The following is a 20,439-nucleotide window of genomic DNA, read 5'->3' on the forward strand; positions in this document are numbered from 1 at the left end:
GTTTTTAACTCGAAAACAACTGAGTGTATGTTTTTCATATGACTCAATCGCTTTCGTTACTATCACTTTACAACTCAAGTGATTAAAAAGCAAGTAATTTATCTCAAATTCGAGATATTTTTTTATTAAATAACATTTTGGACTAAAAACACGAGAAATTCTTGGTTTGAGGACATTATAAAATTCATAAGTTGATGGATGTGAGATATCGCCAGCATTTTTGAAAAAAACACGCTAAGAGTATGCGAGATTTTATACAGTTTTTTCGTTAATCCAATAACAGACAAGAACCCTAAAACCGCACCAGAATAGGAATGTATAAAAAATTGCATAGATTGATAGAACAAAAAAAGGAGGTTCCCTTGTGAGAGTAGGGTTCCTCCTTTTTCCTTGCTACCGATAATAGGACGTTATGTTAACTGATCATGTATAGGATATTCATATAGGAATTGTTTCTATCAATGCTGAATTATACAAAGAAGGAGGCATGATAATGAAAAAAGAACAATTAATATTAATTGCTAGTCTTACTCTTTTATTTCCTGTCCTTGAATTTTTCTTCCAGAAATATGATTACTTCAATTTTTACGCACATATAGGTATTATAGCCATTGCTGTATCAACTGTCGTATTCACACTCCATTATATAAAACAAATTTATTGGAAATTATCGATCGTATGAGGAAATTATGAAAGAATAGAATTTAATTGAATATGTTTTCTATTACCCGTTTCAAGCTTTTCCCCATACCTTTTACTGCCCATACTAGTTTAAGGAACACTTTAAAGATAGCATCCCATACGTGTTCATTAATAAAAAATTCGTATACTTTCTTTAACCACTCTTTCGGGGATTTACTCTTACGTTTAAACCTTTGCCAATGCGTTTCTTCACTAGTTTTCATAACTACCCCTTCTTTCTTAATCGAATATGCTTTCTATTAGAAGTTTTAACACCTCGCTATAATGATGAAAAGAACGAGGTTTATCATATCTGGCAATTTAATCACTCCTAATTTTAAATTAAATTCATTATATAACGATTTCTAAATTTTTAGTTAATTACTAGTGAGAATTAAGCAAAATTTAAACAAAAACACCTATGTTAGGCTTTAGTTAGAGGTTTTCCCCCTATAAAATCAACTATTTGCGCCACCAACTATGGGGTACGCGAATTACTTTGATATTATCTTTGAACGAACAAAATAACTCCTTTCGAAAAACAAATGAACTGATATTAATCAACTTCCAATATCGAGAATTATGTAAATAAGCTGCCCATATGGACAGCTTATTGTATTTTTTGCTTAACATATTTTTTCTGAAATGCTGGCGGTACTCAATTTAAAAGTTGATATGCCCCCATTCTAGTGGCAAGATATGTTTTATTAGTTCTTCGTTACACCCATGCGTACTTCTTAACTATTTTATTTCATTTTTAATAAAGTGAAACTTTAATCAGTGGGGGTTTTCTTCACCCCCCACTGATTATCAGCCCTCACCAATCGGACTTTAATGACTTAACATTATGCTTATCTTAGGAGCAAGGTATTTTATCGGTGAGTGTATACAAACCATGTAATGCTTGCTGTTAATAATGCTGACGAAATCAAAGCTGTAAGAACACTATATGTTTGCCACATAAGTATTGTTGACCAATCGAAAGCGCAGCACAGTATACCCAGAGCAATCGTAGCGATCAGGAAAATAACTGTTACGGTTATTCTCTTTTTTGTCATTGGCTGTCGCTCATTCGTTCTCCTTCTGCGTAATCCTAAGAGAAATAGCAAAACGGCCAATAGGCAAAAAATAATTGTGATAGACGACAAAATGATATCCAAAAGCTGTGTGCCGCTTATTTCATATGACTGAGTTAGATTGCCTTCTAATATATCTTTAACTTTTAGTACCATGTTTGTATTGGTATTTGTGCCGTTGCTCAGCAAGGAGACGGCTGTTCGTTCATTTGGCAGTATGACTACTTCGGTTCTGAAATTTGGATTGCCCCCAGTGTGTTCTATAATCGTTTGTTCGGCATTTACGGACCAACCTGCCGCATAATACATACCGTTGACAGCCGAAACAGACATATCACCCCTATGTGATTTTTCGATAACCGTGTGAAATATTTCGGGTATGTCCTGCACGATACCCATCTGTATGCCCATCCAACGAGCCATATCTTTTGTATTAGAAATGATGTAGCCTGCGGGTTTATTCCCAGCATAATCCGGAGCTTTAAATGGAGTTGTCATAAAAAAGGAAGAACGGTAGCCCTGTGCCAACTGTCCAGTAGCTTGAGCATCTTCTTTATAAACATACGTCTGGTGAAGACCTAGCGGCTGAAATACCTGTTCCTTCATAAAGTCTTCATAGCTTTGTCGCGACACAATCTCAATAACCAAACCCAATACGTCATAATTAACGGTTCCATAGTTATACTGTTCACCGGGAGGGAACGCCAATTCAGCATCAACGAGCATTTCCACAGTCTTTTGCAACATATCCGGTGTATTGCCTTGTGGAATATTTTGAAGATGCCTAATATTTGTTAGACCACTGGTATGGTGAAGAAAGTTATTTAGTGTAAGACTTTGCATATCAACAGGTTTCCCTTGATACTTTAATGTAAACCAAGGTAAATATTTTTGGACAGGGTCAGTCATTGAGAGCAGCCCTTGCTCTTCCAATAGCATAATACCCATACCGGTAAAAGCTTTACTGACCGAGGCTAACTCATAGAGTGTATTTTCACTTGCAGACACCCCCTTTTCACGGTCTGCATACCCTGAAGAAAAGTAGAACACTTCATCATCAGCAAGTATTGAGATTGACATTCCCGGCACACCTGATATACGACAGGCATCATCTAGCAACGCTTGTATTGCCGCAGATTGCGAATCTGACAACGCATAACTTTGTGTTGCGAATCCTGAGAATAATATAAATATCGTTAATACAAAAACAATAATCTTTTTCATAAACTCTCCCTTTTGGAAAATTATAAGAGAATAATATAAATAACCTCCTTTTACAACTACGAAACTAATTTTTAATGTATCTTTCTATTCACCTATATAATATCAAATAATTGCGAATAGTTACACTTGAACGAACAGATGGATGTAATTTGAAACAACTTTAAAGAGCCTTGCTACGTAGAATGTAGTAAGGCTCTTAGCTTTTTAATAATCAAAATTCAATAACTTTATTATCATTATACAACAGCCCCACTAAGCGTATTAACACTTAATGAGGCCACTTTATTCACACTATTAATTATGGAACGTCGGTTTATAGAACGAACGATTATCAAGTGCAAAGACACGCTCTGTGTATTCGCCTGGTTTTGTGCGTCCTAATGCGCGGTCCATCATGTTCATTTTTGCATCTAAGTTATCGATGTAATGCAGAATTTCTGCTTCTTTTACTAATGGTGGTTTTGGGCTACCCCATTCCGCTTTTCCGTGGTGAGAAAGGACGATGTGTTGAAGAATTAATACTTCTTCTGCATCGATTTGCAATTCGTCTGCTGCTTTACCAATTTCGTTCACCATAATAGAAATGTGGCCTAGTAAATTTCCTTCTAACGTATACGTTGTAGAAATTGGGCCAGATAGTTCGATTACTTTACCAAGGTCATGTAAAATAACGCCTGCATATAGTAAGTCTTTATCTAACGATGGGTATAGATTTGAGATAGCTTTCGCTAAATCAAGCATTGATACGACGTGATAAGCTAGTCCAGATACGAACTCGTGATGGTTCTTTGTCGCTGCTGGATAGTCTAAAAATTCGTTTTGATGCTTATTTAATAAATGTCTTGTTAGACGCTGAATGTTCGGGTTTCTCATTTCAAATATGTATTGCGTAATTTTCTCAACCATATCTTCTTTTTTCACTGGTGCTTTTTCTACGAAGTCTGAGATATCTGTTACTTCATTTTCATTCGCAACACGAATTTGTTTCACACGTAATTGAATACGTCCTTTGTAGTTTAAAATATCACCAGCTACTTTCACGATTGTTTCCGCTACATATTGTTTCTCAACTTCTGGTGATACGTCCCATAGCTTCGCTTCAATGTCTCCACTTGGATCTTGTAAGATTACTGTTAAAAATGGCTTTCCATTGCTTGCGATACCTTTTGTCGCTGTTTTAATTAACAAGAAAATATCGACTTGTTCACCAACTTCATACTCTGCAATTTTCTTTTTCATTCGAATTCCTCCACCAAATCAGTTACTTTTAGTATAGCACACTACAACTCATTTTCTTTACGCATATGTGTTAATTTTATAATCTGTTTTTCTGGAAAATACGCAAGTAAATGCGCATGACATGTAAAGAATATGACTTGTCTATCCTTTGCAATTTCCTTTATAAGTTCAATCGTTCGATTCGTCCTTACCGCATCAAAATGCACGAAACTATCATCAATAATAAATGGATAATCATGTTCGAATGTTTTCGCGAGCGCAAATCTCAGCGATAAATATAACTGCTCCGCTGTCGCTTGGCTTAGTTCATGACTGTAAAAACGCATACCATCGTTACGTTCAACGATAAACGGTTCTGCCTCTGACGGTGAAAAGATTTTACTATAGCGTCCGCCTGTTAAATAGACGAAATACTCTTCTGATTTTTGTAAAATACGAGGAAGATGAACTTCATGATAATAGTGCTTCGTTTTCGTTAACACTGTCTTTGCGGCCGCATAAGCAGCCCACTTCTTCACTTGTTCACGCACTTGCGCTTTTTTCATTTCCCATTCATGCATTAAATCGCCGTACGTACTACCTTCTTCTAAATTCGCAATTTCCATACGATGTTTCGCAATACGCTCTGTCAGTTCTTTCTCTTTCGTAAGACAGTTTTGGACAGTTGTAATTTCTTGCTTTAATTTTCCTTCATAACCGTCAGCTTCATAATGTTCAGCTAATGATAAACTCGTTAAACGTTGTTCTAACAGATCAATTTGCGGCAATAAACGCCCCACTTGCTTCTCTGCATCCTCACGTTTTTCCGCTAATTTACCTGCTTCTAAAAACACCTCTTCATCTATAGACTCTGCAATATGCCATAAACCATCTCGTTCTATTAGTAATTGCTTTAATTGTTCTTGCATAAACTCATATTCTTCTTGCCATTCCGCCAGTTTTTCTTTTAACTGCTTACAAGTTTGGCGCTTCTCTTTCTCATTTTGCATACGGCTTTGTGCCTCGTGTAGCTTACTATACTCCGCACTACCGATAACAGTTTCTAGTTTATGTTCAAATTGCGAAATCATTTCATATAATGAAGATTTTCGCGTACCTTGCTTCTCTAACTCCCGATATAATTGCTGCATTTTTTCAATACGCTCAAACGCCGGCAAGATGTGTGCATACGTATAAAATTCAGGAAACATATAGCGCGTTTTATATGCATCGACTTGTTCTCCCGCCTGGAACGTTTCTCTCTCCCATTCCTCATACGATGAAACGACTTTATCATACGCTCGTTCCAATTGCTGTAACTTATAAGACTCGCGCTCAAATAACTTCCGAATCTCTTCATCTTTTTCTAACTGATAGCGAACAGACATCGCTTCTTCACTTTGTCTCCCGCCAGCACTTTGCTGAAGTGTAAGGAGCTCTTCTTGTAATCCACTTGATGGATCTTTATATAAAACAAGGGCGAGAACAATCCCTACAAAAACAATGACACTAATAAATAAGAGCGCTCGGTTATCTATAAATAAGCTTGTGAATAAAACGCCTGTGTTAATAAGAAGTAAAAGAAGACAAACTCTTTGCCACTGCTTTTTCTTTTGCTTAGCTGCTCCTGCTTTCTCTTCATACTTGCGCTTCATTCTCTCTGCGCCCATACCGATAAACGCCGCATCTTGGAACGATTTCTCTTTCTCAACTAACACATTTCTCTCTTCATCCGCTAACATTTGTTTCTTAATCTGCCTTATATTTTCTTCTTGTTCTTCTAATTGCTCTTGCGCTACTTTAAAACGATCATCGAGCTGTGCTTTTTGCGTTTCTAATTCGCGCGCCTTTTGCACTGTTTGCGTAATTAACTCTTTCGTTGCCAAACTCATATCAAATGAAAGAACTGTTTCCTTTTCAAAAGTAGCACCAATTTGTTGTTCTAGTTCTGCGATTTCTTCTTTTATATTCGTAATACTTCCTGTCATATCACGCATTTCTTGGCGTGCATTTTCGTAAGACATATGCTGCATACGAAGTTCTTCTACATAACTTTCTTTTTGTAAAAACTCTTCATCTATTTGAATCGAGGCAATTTCCGATTGCACTGTCTCAATTTTCTTGTGGAGCGAATCAACTTGTAATTGAAGCGGCTCCATCTTCGCCTTAATTGCTTCATAACGCGCCATTCCGTTTACAGGAAACTGCCCGCTCTCGTTCTCTAACACTTTCTCGTGCGCACGCTTTTCAATAACGAGAGGCTCAAGCGCTGCTAATATTTCATAATCTTGCTTCCGCTTTTCTGCATTCTCTTTTTCCACGCGAACAGAAGCAAGTTTCTCTTCACTTTCTTTTAACTGCTCCACTTGCTTTTCATACGTGCCAATTTTCCCTTGCCACTCTTTCATCTTCTCTTCAAGTTTCTTCATCTCTTGCAATGACACGTTAATTTCTGGTTTACGACCACTCGGCTTGAAGCGCTGGTCCATTTCTTTTTCTAGCTTTTTATCTAACTGCAATAGCGCATCACTTCCGACTGCACTTGCCGAAAATAAATAATTGCCAATATCTGCTTCGCCAAGCTGATGAATGTTTTGAAGGCCATGCATATCAAATGAAAAGACAGATTCAAATAAATTTTCATTCATCCCGCTTAATATATCGTTTAAAATTTCTTCTCCGCCCGTTTTCCCGTCTTCAAAATAAACGGTCACCTCGCCAGCTGCCGTCTTTGGCAATCGCTCAATTTTCAAACGACCGTACTGCTCTGTTTGCACAGTGATCGCACCGCCATACTTCCCGCCTTCTTTCGGCTCATAACGGCGCTGTCCTCTCGTCGGAAAACCGAATAAAATACTTTTCATAAATGAGCGAATTGTCGATTTCCCCGCTTCATTTTCACCGTATAACACTGTCAGCAAGGAAAGATCCATTTCCACATTTTCTAATTTTCCGTACCCATAAATATGGAGTTTTTCAATTCTCATTTTTTATCCCTCTCTTGCTGGAATAATTGTTCTAAAATAATATTTTCTGCTTCCTTTTGAATCTCTTTCTTCTCTTCTTCTGTAAAAGATTCAATACTATTACGCGCTACAGGAGATGTCCAAATAGTGCGCAATACTCCGTCCATATTAGTGAAAGCTTCTAACTCCTTTAGCACACTACCGACGAAATGATTTTCCGCTTTCAAACGTTCGATTTCCGCAAAAGAAACCGTCTCATTTTTCCACTTCATTGCATATACGAAATCTTTTCGCTCTTCTCCAGATGCTAAAATGTGAAAAATCTCTTCCACACGCTTTTCGTCGCGCAAATAAGGTGAAAGTGGGCCTTGTCCTGTAAATACGACAGTTAATAGCGTACCTTCCTCTTCTCTTCGGCATTCATTCATCGCAGTAGATATGCTTGTCATAAGTTCATCAACAGTGTCAAGTCCATCAATACCAACCTCGATTTCGTCCCATACAACATCTGCCGTATGGAAAAATGAACACTGCGATCCTTTTTTCGTAAGTTCAATAAGGTATGCACCCTTCTCGCCTGTTTCCTTACGATGACGACCTTGTATGTTCCCTGGATAAATAATGTATGGTTCTTCTGATAAAATTTCACGTTTATGTATATGGCCAAGAGCCCAATAATCAAACTGTTTTTCTTTCAACTCACGAATTTGAAACGGTGCATAGCGATTATGCTCTGCATCTCCTTCCACACTACCGTGAAGCATACCAATATGAAAAGGCGCATCACTCATTTTCGTATACTGCGCTGTCATATTATCCGTTACCGCTTGCTGCAAATAACTAAACCCGTAAATAGAAGCTAACAATTCACCATTTTTATAAAATGATTTCTCTTCTACATAAGGCTCCGTAAATACATGAACATTTTCTGGAAACTCAATTGCTGCCCAGCTTCCCCCTAAATGATCATGGTTACCGTGAATAATAAAAACAGGGATATCGTATTGCGAAAGTCTCTTCATTTGCTCACGCACAAACACTTGCGCCCTCAAACTTCTCGTCTCCGCATCATACAAATCCCCAGCTAGTAATACGAAATCAACGCGCTCTTGAATCGCTTTATCAACAATACGCTCAAATGATTCAAACGTACTTTGCTTCATTCTCTCCCAAACAGACTGGGCAACATTCATCTCCATCCCTTTAAACGGACTATCCAAATGCAAATCAGCCGCATGTATAAACTTTACTTGTTTCACAAATAACGATCCTTTCTATCTTTCAAAAGTTTCATCTTATCAAAATTAAAATCGCTGAAAACTAATAATCACCGAGAATAAAAATATTCTCGATGATTAAAGTTTCATTCTATTTTACCACGCAATGTCATATATTTCTTTGCATATTGTAGCGTTTTATGTCAAAATAATTATAAGATTCTGATTTTAAATATTGGAGGGAATTTTCATGGGAGTATACGTTCTAACAGTCTTTGAAAAAGATGGTTCAAAAGCATTAGACGAATCATTCGAGGCGGCAACTGAAAAAGAAGCGAAAGCAAAAGGTGAATCTATCTTACAAGAAAAAGGATTGTATGAAAAAACACATCGCTGTACATCTACTGCAGGTAAGCTCGTTTTATTCCAGCGCTAAAAAAAGAAGCGTCATCCGCTTCTTTTTCACTCTACTATATCTTCGTCACACCACGTAAACACCACATCTAGAATGCGATTACCGATACGTACGCGTTTATCCCATTTACCTGTTTGGATCTGATGTTGCAATTCTGCTTTCATCTTTTCCGTCCAGTCGTGAATCGTTTCACTACCGTCGTACGGATATACGCCTGGAAACTCTTCCTGCAGTAAATGCAAGCTCTCTGCATCAAAATGAAAATGGAAGAAGTAGTTTGCTGTAAGCGATGGTTCTTGCAATCGTAAAAAATGATCATCAATTTGCTTTCTATTTCGATAGAAAGTAAAGATATTCACTTTACCGCTCGTAATTTGGTCAATTTGAATTTCGTGCTTCTCTATAATCACGTCTTGTCCACCTCGTTGTATACTATCTTTAGTATATATGTCTTTTGCAACAAAGTTAACCATTTTCGCGCGAAATTCATTTCCTTCATTATAATTCCTGTACCTCCATATTCAATCAGGATAAATAAAAACAAAGTTGAAGGGGAGCGATCACATGTATTTCGGAAGCAAAGGTTGGTATGTAAAAGAACTTAAAAAATTAGGTATCCGTACTTATGAAGGTAAAAAACTAGAATCTTATCGTACGCATGTGTTGTCTAGTTTACTTGAGAGAATGAAGAAGGCTTCGGCTTAATAGAATAGCAAGAAGTAAACCTGAATATTGGTAAATGATAAAAAACACCTCCTAAATTCGCATACTAAGTATGCAAATTAAATGGAGGTGTTTTTATTAGTTTCACTTTTTCAGGGGCGCTTCAGTTTTCATAAAATATTTTTTGTTTCCGCTGAAACGGATAAGTTTTAATCTCAGCTGTATCTAAATTTTCATGGAATAAATGAATAGCTATAATTTGTCTACAATCGTAAGTATGGTAATAATATGTTCCAGATTCCATACACATTGCACTCGTATAGATGGTATTATCTAATGTTCCGTCTTCTGTTATTACTGACCCTTTAGGAACCTCACAATTTGATAAGATATGAAAAATAGCAGATATCCCCTCTTCTTCGTTCTCTATACCTTGAATGTTTTGTTTTCCATATGCTGCCCGCACAAATCTTGATGGCGGGGTAAAATCTCCAGGAAGTCCCATCGTTCCTGAACCTTGGCCAAAAGCACTTAATGGTACATCTCCCCACTCCGTTGGCGCAAATGGCTGCGATTTAAGTCCAATATATTGTCTTAAATTTTGTAAATGCCAATTAAACTCCGGACTATTAGTCATCACTCCTAATGGATTGTCATACATTTTTAGTCCATCAGTTGTCGGCTCAAGTACAATACACTCTCCCCATTTATCTGCTAAAATCCAATGTAGCGGCGGAGTAATTCCTAAAACTGGTAATGGTATATCTATAAGGGAAATGTTATCAACAGATTTTTTTAACTCTTCAACAGAATTAAATTGCGTGAGGCTCCAAGCTACAAAATCAAATGGCGCTAAATTCGTTTTATGGTTATCTATACTGTTACTATAAGTAGCGAATCCCGGGAAATAGAGAGTGGCACACGTCATACCAGCTTCATTTACTCCGTCCGCCATAATGACCCTTCCTTCATGATTAATTCCCATTCCGACAACAGCCTTTTTCGCTCGGATAGTTTCACCAGTTATATTGTTCCACTGATAACGCCGAGGAATGATTATTACTTCCTGATTCATATCTAATGTGAAATCCATTGTTCTCGCAAAAAGATGTTGGAAATTTTTAGTTTGTAACGTCAAACTAGTACACATGAAGAAATCCCCCCATTTTATAGTTATATACACATTTTATAAAATTCTGATAAATACGTAAATTAAAAACCCTATTTATCACTAACAAAGTAACCATCCAAACTAAAAATGCTATAATAAACCCAATCAAACTAAGGGGGCAAATTACTTTGCTTGGAACATGCATTCAATTTCATAAGTTTGGCAATCCAAAAGACGTATTACAAGTTGAATATAAAAATATAGAACCACTGAAAGATAATGAAGTTTTCGTCCGTATGCTAGTTAGACCGATTAATCCATCTGACTTAATTCCCATCACAGGAGCGTACGCTCATAGAATTCCTTTACCTAACATACCTGGCTATGAAGGTGTTGGTATTGTAGAAAATGTTGGCGCTTTTGTTTCTCGAGAGCTTATCGGTAAACGAGTGTTACCTTTACGCGGGGAAGGTACTTGGCAAGAATATGTGAAGACATCAGCTGATTTTGTAGTCCCTATTCCTGATTCCATTGATGATTTCACAGCGGCACAAATGTATATTAATCCCCTTACGGCGTGGGTTACTTGTACAGAAACGTTAAACTTACAGCGTAATGACGTTTTATTAGTGAATGCTTGTGGGTCCGCTATTGGACATCTATTTGCGCAGTTATCCCAAATTTTAAATTTCCGATTAATTGCCGTTACAAGAAATAATAAGCATACAGAAGAATTACTGCGCCTTGGTGCTGCATATGTAATTGATACTTCCACTGCCCCGCTTTATGAAACTGTTATGGAATTAACAAACGGGATTGGTGCGGATGCTGCGATTGATTCTATCGGAGGACCGGATGGAAATGAATTAGCTTTTTCCTTACGTCCAAACGGGCATTTTTTAACGATCGGTCTTCTATCAGGAATACAAGTGAACTGGGCCGAGATTGTCACAAAAGCAAAAGTGCACGCAAACATATTTCATTTACGACATTGGAATGATGAAGTGTCACCATATAAATGGCAAGAAACGTTTCGTCACTTAATTCGTTTAGTAGAAAATGAGCAATTACGTTTTATGAAAGTCCATTCTACGTATGAATTAGCGGATGTGAAAGCGGCAGTTGATGTTGTACAGTCTGCTGAGAAAACGAAAGGGAAAGTGTTTTTGACGAGTTATTGAATGCCATAAAAGAATCTCTTTTAGTATCTCGGCGAAAATTAGTCGATGAAGTATTGGAACGTCTACAAGAGAAAATCTTTTCTGGCGAGTATGAAGTTGGTGATCGCCTCCCTACAGAGCCGCAATTAATGGAAGAGCTAGGGGTAGGACGTTCAACGCTGCGAGAGAGTATAAAGATATTAGTACATGCTGGCGTATTAGAAGTTCGACAAGGACAAGGCACTCGTATTGTCTCATTAAATACAACGCAAGATTCATTTGAAAAAAGACTGCAAGCAGCTAATATAAATCATGTGTATGAAGCACGAAATATGTTAGATAAAGAAGTAGCAATGTTAGCGGCACAACGCCGAAGCGAAGAGGATCTTTTATATTTAAAAGGACATTTGAATAAAAGAAAAAATGCCCTTCAAGAAGGAAATTATGTAGCATACATAGATGCAGACATTCAGTTTCATCTAGCCATTGCAAAGGCGAGCAAAAACGAAGTTCTATTTGATTTGTATCAATCTTTCGTACCTGCCCTTCGCCATATTTTAAGTCAATTAATATTACATACAGCGAACTATGAAGACAACTCTGGCATTCATGAAAAGTTATTCCAAGCTATTTTAAAGCAAAATACCGAAGAGGCGCGAACATACGCTGTTCAAAATTTGGAGCTGAAATAAGCTCCTTATCTATTACACAAAAACGTCAGATGATATACTCAATAACATCTGATGTTTAAGAAAGGAGAAAATGAAATTGAAACAGCAAGAACGAACTTATTTGTATATACTAGCACTATTTTTTGTTTCCATTAATTTACGTATCGGAATTACATCTGTTTCACCTTTATTAGAAACAATCCGACAAGACTTAAATATAAGCAATTTTTCCGTTAGTTTTTTAACAGCTATTCCTGTTTTTTGTATGGGGACATTCGCCTTACTGACTGGGAAGGTAATTAAAAAATACGGGGCAGAAAAATCAATTATGACTTGTCTTATTTTAATCGGCTTGGCAACATGTATGAGAGCTTTTACCTTTTCCATTTCCACATTATTCGCGAGTTCTTTATTTATCGGTATTGGAATTGCACTTGCAGGTCCTTTACTATCAGGTTTTATTAAAGAAAAATTCCCTACAAAAATTGGCTTAATGATTGGCATATATTCAGTAGGTATGGGAACTGGCGCTTCTTTAAGTGCAGGTTTAACAATCCCTTTACAACATGTATTAAAAAGATCTTGGAATATGGCACTCGCTTTTTGGGGTGCACTAACTATTATCGCTATTATGTTTTGGTATCCTGTTATGAAACGAAAAAAGAAGACGAACACACAAAATAAAAAGAATAATAAATTGCCTTTAAGAAATAAAAAAGCATGGTTATTTACAATCCTTTTCGGGCTACAATCAGGAATCTTTTATTCCATTACGACTTGGCTTGCGCCGGCAAATCAAAGTATGGGTGTGAGTAGTAAGCAAGCAGGTACTCTTATAACTGTTTTTACCGTGATCCAAATGATATGTAGCTTTTTAATTCCGACATTAGCGGATATTTATAAAAACAGAGCACTTTGGTTATTAGGGAGTATATGCTTTGTAATCGTAGGTTTATCGCTTATGATTTACCCACTAACTACACCATGGATCCCTTCTATTTTACTAGGTATCGGGCTCGGCGGCGTATTTCCACTCGCTCTTATGCTGCCGCTATATGAAACAAAAACCTCAGAAGATGCAAGTGCATGGACTGCTATGATGCAATCAGGAGGATATATTATGGGCGGATTCATTCCTGTCCTAGCTGGGATAGCTCGTGACTATTTTGATAGTTATACGCAAGTTTTTATTATAATGGCACTTTTAAGCTTAATTTTACTCCTATTAACTTTAGTCATGAATAAAAGGAGAAGAAATGCAGAAGACCTTTTCTCCGCTTAAATTTAAAATGTTAATATATGGTATAATTTAATTAAAAAACGAATGGAGCTTCTAACATGTGGTTCATTTCGGCAATTTGGCCTATTATACTAGTCGGGGGAATTGTAGTATTTGTAATAAAAAGATTGGAACATAAATATAAGCACGGCAAATTAGGTAAGAAAAAATCAAAAAACACTCAAATTTTATTAGACAGTTTAATACCAATGGCAATGCTTTTAGGGTGTTTGATCGGTATTATTGTCGGCATATTTTCTCCTGATTCTTTACTACTTTCAATTAGTTTAGGATCCGGAATAGGCTATTTATTTGGTTTTTTTGCCTATGAATTTTATAGCAAGACAGGAAACAATTTTTCCTAATCCAAAAGGAATAAGCGGGACAGTACATAGTAATCATATGAAATATGTAACTGTCCTTTATTTTTGCATCAATGTTATCACCTTACCTTTCGCCTACTATACACCTCTTTTATTGATTTTTCTCTCCTCCCCTTTTTGCATATCCGCTTTTTTATTTTCATTGGATCTATATCCAAAGTAAAGTAGCGCACATGTAATAACAGAACCTACAATGTATCCTAAAAAACATCCTAACCAAAACATAAAAATTGCCCCCAATCCATTATAAATTTTATGTAGTAGACATCTGTAAAACGTTCTCGGTACCTCCGTTTTTTATTACAGATTGGAAAATCCCCTTAACCATTCCATCCATGAACATTCTGTCTTCTCTATTGTGATTATTATCTATAAAGTTATTTATACCACTAATTCTTCCATTATCTCAAATAACAACTTTATTATTTATTATAAAGTTTGCACTCACACTACATATATGTAGCATCACTGTCTCTTTTTCATTTTACCCTTGCAACTGGAGTTTACTTCTACAACTTAAAAACAAAAAAAACCCTCAAAGCATAAACTTCAAGGGGTGAGCCTGTTTTTTATTTACTTATATACGTACAGCTGTACCACTTACAGCAACCATTAACATTCCATCACGAACAACTTCATAATCTACGTCAATACCAACGATAGCGTTCGCACCTTTTTGTCGTGCAAGTTCTTTCATTTCATCCATTGCAATATCACGTGCGTCTTTTAATTTACTTTCGTAAGCACCAGCACGACCACCGACAACATCACGAACGGAAGCGAATAAATCTCGGACAATGTTTGCACCCATAATCGCTTCACCATTTACAATATCAATATACTCAATAATTTCTTTACCTTGAATTCCAGAAGTTGTTGTTACAATCATGACTGACACTCTCCTAATAAGTTGTAGTTTTAATTAGCTTTCTTATGTCTTTATTATGACATGGAAAAAGTAACTAATCTATTGAATTACCTTACAGGAGTGTGACAATTTTGTAATAATAAAATGCGCTTTATGTTTCATTTTAATAAAGCGCTTTAATATTTGGATACATAAACGAGTCTCTATTTTCTTTCCAATCCTTTTCTACTTCTTTAAAAGTTGGTCGCCCTAATTCTTTATTATTTTCATGTTTACTAAACCATTTTTTCACATACTGATCTCCATTTTTATTTTGAACTGTGCAAAGGAAACTATTACTACTATCCTTTAATATTTTTACAATCACGAATAGACACCTCTTCCCTTCTCAATATCATAATAGGACTTGATCTTTTACTATAAGCCCTTCCTCTCTTATAGTCATACGACTCCTCGGCCGCGCCAAAGTTGTAAGATCAAAAACGATATTCACTTTGTTTACATTTTATTTAAAGAAATCAGAGTTATAGGCATTATGCTTATCAAATATTTTATAGATTTCTAACTTATCATCTAATTTTGCATCTACTAAAATTAATATATTTCCATCGTAAATATATTCTTCATACTTTTTAGCATGGTCTTCAGGGATTCCTAAGCCGATAAATGCTCCTATTAAACTTCCAGCTCCTCCGCCAATACCGGCTCCTCCAATAGCTGCTGCGATTGGTCCTGCTGCTACAATTGGACCCATTCCAGATACGGCAAGTATACCAAGACCTGTTAATAAACCACCGAGCCCGCCTGCTACTCCTCCAGCTACAAGCCCTGTCGCTGAAAAGATATCTGCTTTATGTGCAGTTTCGCTATTCACTTTTTCACCCGATTTTTCTTCTAGATGTTCAATTTCCTTTTGATCTTTCGCAATAGCTGAAATGTTATCTGCTGAATATCCTTTATCATTTAATTCATTAATAACGAGTGCTGCATCATCAATTGTTCTAAAAACACCTACTATTTTTCTATCTACATTCATAACTATTAACCTCCTAAAGTTTTATATAATGTATTTTTATTTTTCTTCATTTCTGTATACACTAATTTTCCTATTAACATAACCATTTATGAAAAAAGCGAATAGTAAAAGCACTACAAGTGAACTACTTAACAAGTAAATTAAATCAAATGTAATATTAATCATCATTTCATTCATGTATACCAGGCTCCTTTTTATTTAAAGTAAAAGTATATTTTGATAGACTAATCTACTAAACATAGACATCTTACAATTCATCTTCAGTCAATCTCTTTGTAGTATATGTATACCCTTCCTAACCTTTTCTAAACGTAAAAACTATAATTATATTTTTTCTTATTTATGTGTTTAACATTTTTTAAAACGGGTATGTTTATATTGTTATGCTTACTATATGGAAAGGAATATTACGATGAACGCCATTCACTCTACTACTATTTCTTATAATGAAATACCTACAATAACGCAGATTCATCATTTTTATGCTTTAATGACAACATTTCAAACGAATGTATTTATAGGTAAACACGGAGCACTTACTTCTATTAAAAACTTAAGCACTCTAGTATCCTTTTTCCTTACTGTAAAAAAGAGAGATCTTGTATTATTTATTTTTGAAGGAATAGATGCAAAAAGAGCTTTAAGAACACTCTTCCCTTCTTAGAATATTTGTTATCCTCTATTCCCTCGTTTACTACCTTTCATATATGTTTTTATATTTCAAAATGATTTCCCCTATTAAAAAAGAACCCCCTAATACAATAGGGGGATTTCTAGTTTAGCCTTATGAAAACTGATATAATATATATTACGTTTTTCATTCTTTAAAATAGAAAAGTTTTAATAACCTTGAAGGTAGGAATTTTTAATGAACTCGAAAGCAAAATTTAGTATTCGCTACAAAATTATGGCTGGTTATTTAGTTATCATTTTGTTCTTACTTGTTTCTTTCATTATGTTGAACAATGAGATTTCTAATTTACAAAAATCTCGTAATTTTATTATTGATCACGATTTTAAAGTTCTCAATTTAACAAATCAAGTGGAGAAAGATTTACTAACAATTGAAAATAAAGCGAAAGGGTTTATCATTTCTAATAATCCAAATTACGTACAATCTCTTAATTCTGCGGAAAAGGATTACGAAAAGCATTATCAAGATCTTTTCTCATTATTAGAGGATAACCCATCTCAGCAAGAAAAATTAAAACAGATTAACGAAAATATTATTAGTTGGATAAATAAAGAGATTCACCCGTTAATTGCAAATCATAATAGTAATAATGTACAAACAATCGACACGACTCAAATTCAGTCATTACAGTCACAGGTAACTAACTTCCGTAGCACTGAGGAGCAATTAACGAAAAAAAGAGCAGCACAATTAGATACTGAAAATAATAAATTAGAAATTTGGTTATACAGTTTATTGTTCTTACTTTCTTGTATTTCTATTATCATTTCACTCTATATTTCGAATTCCATTACAAAAACGATTAAAAATGTAATTCAAGCTATTAAATCCATTTCTTCTAAAGAAAAAATCACGGAAAGAATTCATGTAAACACACGTGATGAAATAAAAGATCTTGCTCATACAACGAATCACTTACTAGACGAAATATCGAAAAGAGAATGGTTACAAACTGAGCTTGCAGAATTAATTTTAATGTATCAAGGTGTATCTTCTATTGAGATGTTAGGTAAAAAAATTCTTAGTGGAATTATACAAAAAACGCAAACTTCTTGCGGAGCATTTTATGTACGTGAAGAAATTGAAGACACTGTCTACTATGTGAAGAAAGCTTCTTTCGCCGATCAAGGTGCTGATATTGGGAAACAATCCATTCAAATGGGTGAAGGTTTTATTGGACAGTCTGCCTTAGAAAAGAAAAGTTTTATTCTCAGGGATATACCCGAAGAGTTTCGTTATGTCACTAGCGGAGTATTAGAAATACGTCCTAAAAATCTATTAATCATCCCTATCTTATTTGAGGATAAAGTGATCGCAGTAATGGAGTTAGTAAGTGTAACTGAGATTTCAGATTTACATCAAGATTTAATTCAACAAACCGTTGATAATCTAGGTTTAACAATCCATAGCATTATGGGACGTATGCGAATTCAAACTCTTTTACATGAATCACAAGCAATGACAGAAGAGTTACAAGTTCAATCAGAAGAATTGCAAACGCAAGCGGAAGAACTACAAATGCAAGCAGAAGAATTACGAACAACGAATGAACAATTAGAGTCTAGAACTGAAGAGGCTGAGCAGAAAACAGCTGACTTACAAATTACTAAATCAGAATTAGAAGAAAAAGCAAGCGAGTTGTTACGCAGCTCAAAATACAAATCTGAGTTCCTAGCAAATATGTCACATGAATTACGCACACCGTTAAATAGTATTTTACTATTATCTGAAATGTTAAGAGAAAATCATAATAACAATTTATCCGACGATGAGATTGAATTAGCAACTGTCATTCATTCATCAGGGAAAGACTTACTTACTTTAATTAATGACATACTCGATTTATCTAAAGTAGAAGCAGGCAAACTAGACATCATTTTTGAAGCAACGAACATAAGTGACATGGCAGCCAATATGCATCAAAACTTTTTACATATAGCTGCACAAAAAAATGTCGAATTTACTATTGAAGACAGTGATACGATTCCTGATCTGTTTTATACAGATGCAAAACGGATTGAGCAAATTATTAAAAACTTATTATCCAATGCATTTAAATTTACAGAAAAAGGATCCGTTTCTTTACATTTCGATTCGATAGAAACAAGTAATTTAAGTCATGATATGCAGTCTATAAGTAAAGATTGGATTACAATTTCAGTAAAAGATACTGGTATTGGTATCGCTAAAGAACAGCATCAACTTATTTTCGAAGCCTTTCAACAGGCAGATGGCGCAACGATTCGGAAGTATGGTGGTACAGGATTAGGTTTATCTATTTGTAAAGAGTTTGCTAGATTGTTAGGTGGTTGGATTACGTTAGAGAGTAATGTAGGAGAAGGTAGTACTTTCACGGTATATATTCCTAACCTTCCAAATGGATTACCAGATATACAGTTATCCAATTTAGAAGTCGCAGCAACGATAGAAGATGTTATTCCTGCTGAAGTTGTTGAAGAAACTATCGTTACTCCCGAAACAAATAACGTCTTCCAAGAGAAAACCATTTTAATTGTCGATGATGATCATCGAAATATATTTGCGTTACAAAACGCATTAAAAAAACAAAATGCCAACATTATTACTGCCCAAAACGGCTTAGAGTGTTTAGAAATACTAAAAAGTAATACAAATATTGACCTTATTTTAATGGATATTATGATGCCTAATATGGACGGTTATGAAACGATGGAAAATATCCGAATGAACTTAGGGTTAAATGAAATACCTATTATCGCATTAACTGCTAAAGCAATGCCAAATGATAAGGAAAAATGTTTATCTGCTGGCGCTTCAGATTATATAAGTAAACCATTAAATCTACATCAACTCTATTCGGTAATGAGTGTATGGTTAATAAAATAAGTGAGGTTTAGTTGGAGTGGAAAATAAGTATTATAATTTTGATCCATCAGTAGATACGGATGAGCGCACGAACTTAGAAATTGAATTACTATTGGAAGCGGTATTTAAACTATCAGGATTTGATTTTCGCCAATATGCTCGCACATCTATTTATAGAAGAATTTGTAATAGAATGCAGCTCTCTAATATCCCTACCATTTCAAAATTAATTGAAAAAGTAATTCACGAGGAAGGGGTTTTAGAACAGTTATTAAATGATTTCTCGATTAATGTAACTGAGATGTTCCGTAACCCTGCCTTTTTTAAAGCGCTTAGAGAGCATGTTATTCCTGAATTAAAAAAGCAACCTGAAATTAGAATTTGGCATGCTGGATGCGCAACTGGTGAAGAAGTATTATCAATGTCCATCTTACTTCACGAAGAAGGATTAAGTGAAAAGTCGGTTATTTACGCAACAGATATGAATACAAATGTGTTAGAAAAAGCAAAACAAGCTATCCTCCCGTTAAATAAAATGCAAACTTATACGAAAAATTATTTACAAGCTGGCGGTACACAAGCATTTTCTAACTATTATTCAACAGATAATCGTTTTGCTTATTTTAATCCATCACTTTTACAAAACATTATTTTTGCACAGCATAATTTAGTAACCGATCAATCTTTTAACGAGTTTCATATTATACTTTGTCGTAACGTTTTAATTTACTTTACAAGTAAACTTCAAAATCAAGTGCAGCAACTATTTTATGAAAGCTTAGGTCACAATGGTTTTCTATGTTTAGGAAATAAAGAAACTCTTCGTTTTTCAAATATAATGCCGCATTATACCCAATTTAATCCTAGCGAACAAATTTATCAAAAAATACAATAAAAAGCGTATGAAATCCTCTGTTTGGATTTCATACGCTT

22 protein-coding genes are annotated in these 20,439 nt (G+C 35.2%); 10 read left to right on the forward strand and 12 right to left on the reverse strand.

What is annotated here, in order from left to right:
* The first annotated feature begins 493 nt into the window (after positions 1-493).
* Positions 494-682: a hypothetical protein gene (locus tag QCI79_RS07650; protein WP_000712159.1), complete on the forward strand. Its 189-nt coding sequence runs from the start codon at positions 494-496 to the stop codon at positions 680-682.
* Positions 683-704: 22 nt separating this feature from the next.
* Here QCI79_RS07650 and QCI79_RS07655 read toward each other — a convergent pair whose 3' ends face one another.
* The 5 genes from QCI79_RS07655 to QCI79_RS07675 form a co-directional block, all read right to left on the reverse strand.
* Positions 705-905 (reverse strand): hypothetical protein, encoded by a 201-nt coding sequence (locus tag QCI79_RS07655; protein WP_000858032.1) that lies wholly within the window; start codon positions 903-905, stop codon positions 705-707.
* A gap of 648 nt (positions 906-1,553) precedes the next feature.
* Positions 1,554-2,981, reverse strand: a complete 1,428-nt coding sequence (locus tag QCI79_RS07660) for a serine hydrolase domain-containing protein (protein WP_000720977.1) — start codon at positions 2,979-2,981, stop codon at positions 1,554-1,556.
* 294 nt (positions 2,982-3,275) lie between these two features.
* Entirely contained in the window at positions 3,276-4,220 is a 945-nt protein-coding gene (gene yhaM, locus QCI79_RS07665) for a 3'-5' exoribonuclease YhaM (RefSeq protein WP_000726639.1), read from the reverse strand.
* 41 nt (positions 4,221-4,261) lie between these two features.
* Positions 4,262-7,186 carry an ATP-binding protein gene (locus QCI79_RS07670; RefSeq protein WP_001217601.1) on the reverse strand — a complete coding sequence of 975 codons (2,925 nt, stop codon included), beginning with the start codon at positions 7,184-7,186 and terminating at the stop codon, positions 4,262-4,264.
* Entirely contained in the window at positions 7,183-8,424 is a 1,242-nt protein-coding gene (locus tag QCI79_RS07675; RefSeq protein WP_000815698.1) for a metallophosphoesterase family protein, read from the reverse strand. Before QCI79_RS07675 ends, QCI79_RS07670 begins: the two co-directional genes overlap by 4 nt.
* A gap of 208 nt (positions 8,425-8,632) precedes the next feature.
* On the opposite strand from QCI79_RS07675, the gene QCI79_RS07680 reads away from it, so the two are divergent.
* Positions 8,633-8,818 (forward strand): YhzD family protein, encoded by a 186-nt coding sequence (locus QCI79_RS07680; RefSeq protein ID WP_000539552.1) that lies wholly within the window; start codon positions 8,633-8,635, stop codon positions 8,816-8,818.
* 26 nt (positions 8,819-8,844) lie between these two features.
* Here QCI79_RS07680 and QCI79_RS07685 read toward each other — a convergent pair whose 3' ends face one another.
* A complete protein-coding gene (locus QCI79_RS07685; protein ID WP_000582775.1) occupies positions 8,845-9,207 on the reverse strand; it encodes a hypothetical protein in 363 nt (120 codons plus the stop codon).
* A gap of 154 nt (positions 9,208-9,361) precedes the next feature.
* Here QCI79_RS07685 and QCI79_RS07690 point away from each other — a divergent pair, with 154 nt between their 5' ends.
* A complete protein-coding gene (locus QCI79_RS07690; RefSeq protein WP_000273536.1) occupies positions 9,362-9,502 on the forward strand; it encodes a YflJ family protein in 141 nt (46 codons plus the stop codon).
* Between the two features lie 121 nt (positions 9,503-9,623).
* On the opposite strand, the gene bsh is transcribed toward QCI79_RS07690, so the two are convergent.
* Positions 9,624-10,610 (reverse strand): choloylglycine hydrolase, encoded by a 987-nt coding sequence (bsh, locus tag QCI79_RS07695; protein ID WP_000337594.1) that lies wholly within the window; start codon positions 10,608-10,610, stop codon positions 9,624-9,626.
* Positions 10,611-10,759: 149 nt separating this feature from the next.
* Between bsh and QCI79_RS07700 the strand changes: the two genes are divergently transcribed.
* From QCI79_RS07700 to QCI79_RS07715, 4 genes are all read left to right on the forward strand, one after another.
* Positions 10,760-11,752, forward strand: coding sequence for a zinc-dependent alcohol dehydrogenase family protein (locus QCI79_RS07700; protein ID WP_000901744.1), 993 nt, complete (start codon positions 10,760-10,762; stop codon positions 11,750-11,752).
* A complete protein-coding gene (locus QCI79_RS07705; protein ID WP_021728432.1) occupies positions 11,749-12,423 on the forward strand; it encodes a FadR/GntR family transcriptional regulator in 675 nt (224 codons plus the stop codon). Before QCI79_RS07700 ends, QCI79_RS07705 begins: the two co-directional genes overlap by 4 nt.
* Before the next feature lie 70 nt (positions 12,424-12,493).
* Entirely contained in the window at positions 12,494-13,684 is a 1,191-nt protein-coding gene (locus tag QCI79_RS07710; RefSeq protein ID WP_021729350.1) for an MFS transporter, read from the forward strand.
* Between the two features lie 56 nt (positions 13,685-13,740).
* Positions 13,741-14,046 carry a hypothetical protein gene (locus tag QCI79_RS07715; RefSeq protein ID WP_000264240.1) on the forward strand — a complete coding sequence of 102 codons (306 nt, stop codon included), beginning with the start codon at positions 13,741-13,743 and terminating at the stop codon, positions 14,044-14,046.
* Between the two features lie 96 nt (positions 14,047-14,142).
* On the opposite strand, the gene QCI79_RS07720 is transcribed toward QCI79_RS07715, so the two are convergent.
* The 5 genes from QCI79_RS07720 to QCI79_RS07740 form a co-directional block, all read right to left on the reverse strand.
* Complete coding sequence (locus QCI79_RS07720; RefSeq protein ID WP_000498632.1) at positions 14,143-14,289, reverse strand: hypothetical protein; 147 nt, start codon at positions 14,287-14,289, stop codon at positions 14,143-14,145.
* A 352-nt stretch (positions 14,290-14,641) separates the two neighbouring features.
* Positions 14,642-14,953, reverse strand: a complete 312-nt coding sequence (locus QCI79_RS07725) for a heavy metal-binding domain-containing protein (protein ID WP_000637506.1) — start codon at positions 14,951-14,953, stop codon at positions 14,642-14,644.
* 142 nt (positions 14,954-15,095) lie between these two features.
* Complete coding sequence (locus QCI79_RS07730; RefSeq protein ID WP_000635852.1) at positions 15,096-15,299, reverse strand: DUF4028 family protein; 204 nt, start codon at positions 15,297-15,299, stop codon at positions 15,096-15,098.
* 138 nt (positions 15,300-15,437) lie between these two features.
* Positions 15,438-15,968 (reverse strand): general stress protein, encoded by a 531-nt coding sequence (locus tag QCI79_RS07735; RefSeq protein WP_001100090.1) that lies wholly within the window; start codon positions 15,966-15,968, stop codon positions 15,438-15,440.
* Positions 15,969-16,004: 36 nt separating this feature from the next.
* Entirely contained in the window at positions 16,005-16,145 is a 141-nt protein-coding gene (locus QCI79_RS07740; protein ID WP_021728431.1) for a hypothetical protein, read from the reverse strand.
* 235 nt (positions 16,146-16,380) lie between these two features.
* Here QCI79_RS07740 and QCI79_RS07745 point away from each other — a divergent pair, with 235 nt between their 5' ends.
* The 3 genes from QCI79_RS07745 (at position 16,381) to QCI79_RS07755 (ending at position 20,401) form a co-directional block, all read left to right on the forward strand.
* Positions 16,381-16,632, forward strand: a complete 252-nt coding sequence (locus QCI79_RS07745) for a hypothetical protein (RefSeq protein WP_000991345.1) — start codon at positions 16,381-16,383, stop codon at positions 16,630-16,632.
* A gap of 204 nt (positions 16,633-16,836) precedes the next feature.
* Entirely contained in the window at positions 16,837-19,527 is a 2,691-nt protein-coding gene (locus QCI79_RS07750; protein WP_001084954.1) for an ATP-binding protein, read from the forward strand.
* 16 nt (positions 19,528-19,543) lie between these two features.
* A complete protein-coding gene (locus QCI79_RS07755; RefSeq protein WP_000429042.1) occupies positions 19,544-20,401 on the forward strand; it encodes a CheR family methyltransferase in 858 nt (285 codons plus the stop codon).
* The last annotated feature ends 38 nt before the right edge of the window (positions 20,402-20,439 follow it).

The sequence above is a fragment of the Bacillus cereus group sp. MG1 genome, from assembly GCF_040460035.1.
GTDB lineage: Bacteria > Bacillota > Bacilli > Bacillales > Bacillaceae_G > Bacillus_A > Bacillus_A cereus.

What these genes read in the sequence shown, in the direction of transcription:
- QCI79_RS07650 (WP_000712159.1), top strand. Translation starts at nt 494, where the DNA reads ATGAAAAAAGAACAATTAATATTAATTGCTAGTCTTACTCTTTTATTT.
- QCI79_RS07655 (WP_000858032.1), bottom strand. Translation starts at nt 905, where the DNA reads ATGAAAACTAGTGAAGAAACGCATTGGCAAAGGTTTAAACGTAAGAGT.
- QCI79_RS07660 (WP_000720977.1), bottom strand. Translation starts at nt 2,981, where the DNA reads ATGAAAAAGATTATTGTTTTTGTATTAACGATATTTATATTATTCTCA.
- yhaM (WP_000726639.1), bottom strand. Translation starts at nt 4,220, where the DNA reads ATGAAAAAGAAAATTGCAGAGTATGAAGTTGGTGAACAAGTCGATATT.
- QCI79_RS07670 (WP_001217601.1), bottom strand. Translation starts at nt 7,186, where the DNA reads ATGAGAATTGAAAAACTCCATATTTATGGGTACGGAAAATTAGAAAAT.
- QCI79_RS07680 (WP_000539552.1), top strand. Translation starts at nt 8,633, where the DNA reads ATGGGAGTATACGTTCTAACAGTCTTTGAAAAAGATGGTTCAAAAGCA.
- QCI79_RS07690 (WP_000273536.1), top strand. Translation starts at nt 9,362, where the DNA reads ATGTATTTCGGAAGCAAAGGTTGGTATGTAAAAGAACTTAAAAAATTA.
- bsh (WP_000337594.1), bottom strand. Translation starts at nt 10,610, where the DNA reads ATGTGTACTAGTTTGACGTTACAAACTAAAAATTTCCAACATCTTTTT.
- QCI79_RS07710 (WP_021729350.1), top strand. Translation starts at nt 12,494, where the DNA reads ATGAAATTGAAACAGCAAGAACGAACTTATTTGTATATACTAGCACTA.
- QCI79_RS07715 (WP_000264240.1), top strand. Translation starts at nt 13,741, where the DNA reads ATGTGGTTCATTTCGGCAATTTGGCCTATTATACTAGTCGGGGGAATT.
- QCI79_RS07720 (WP_000498632.1), bottom strand. Translation starts at nt 14,289, where the DNA reads ATGTTTTGGTTAGGATGTTTTTTAGGATACATTGTAGGTTCTGTTATT.
- QCI79_RS07725 (WP_000637506.1), bottom strand. Translation starts at nt 14,953, where the DNA reads ATGATTGTAACAACAACTTCTGGAATTCAAGGTAAAGAAATTATTGAG.
- QCI79_RS07735 (WP_001100090.1), bottom strand. Translation starts at nt 15,968, where the DNA reads ATGAATGTAGATAGAAAAATAGTAGGTGTTTTTAGAACAATTGATGAT.
- QCI79_RS07740 (WP_021728431.1), bottom strand. Translation starts at nt 16,145, where the DNA reads ATGAATGAAATGATGATTAATATTACATTTGATTTAATTTACTTGTTA.
- QCI79_RS07745 (WP_000991345.1), top strand. Translation starts at nt 16,381, where the DNA reads ATGAACGCCATTCACTCTACTACTATTTCTTATAATGAAATACCTACA.
- QCI79_RS07750 (WP_001084954.1), top strand. Translation starts at nt 16,837, where the DNA reads ATGAACTCGAAAGCAAAATTTAGTATTCGCTACAAAATTATGGCTGGT.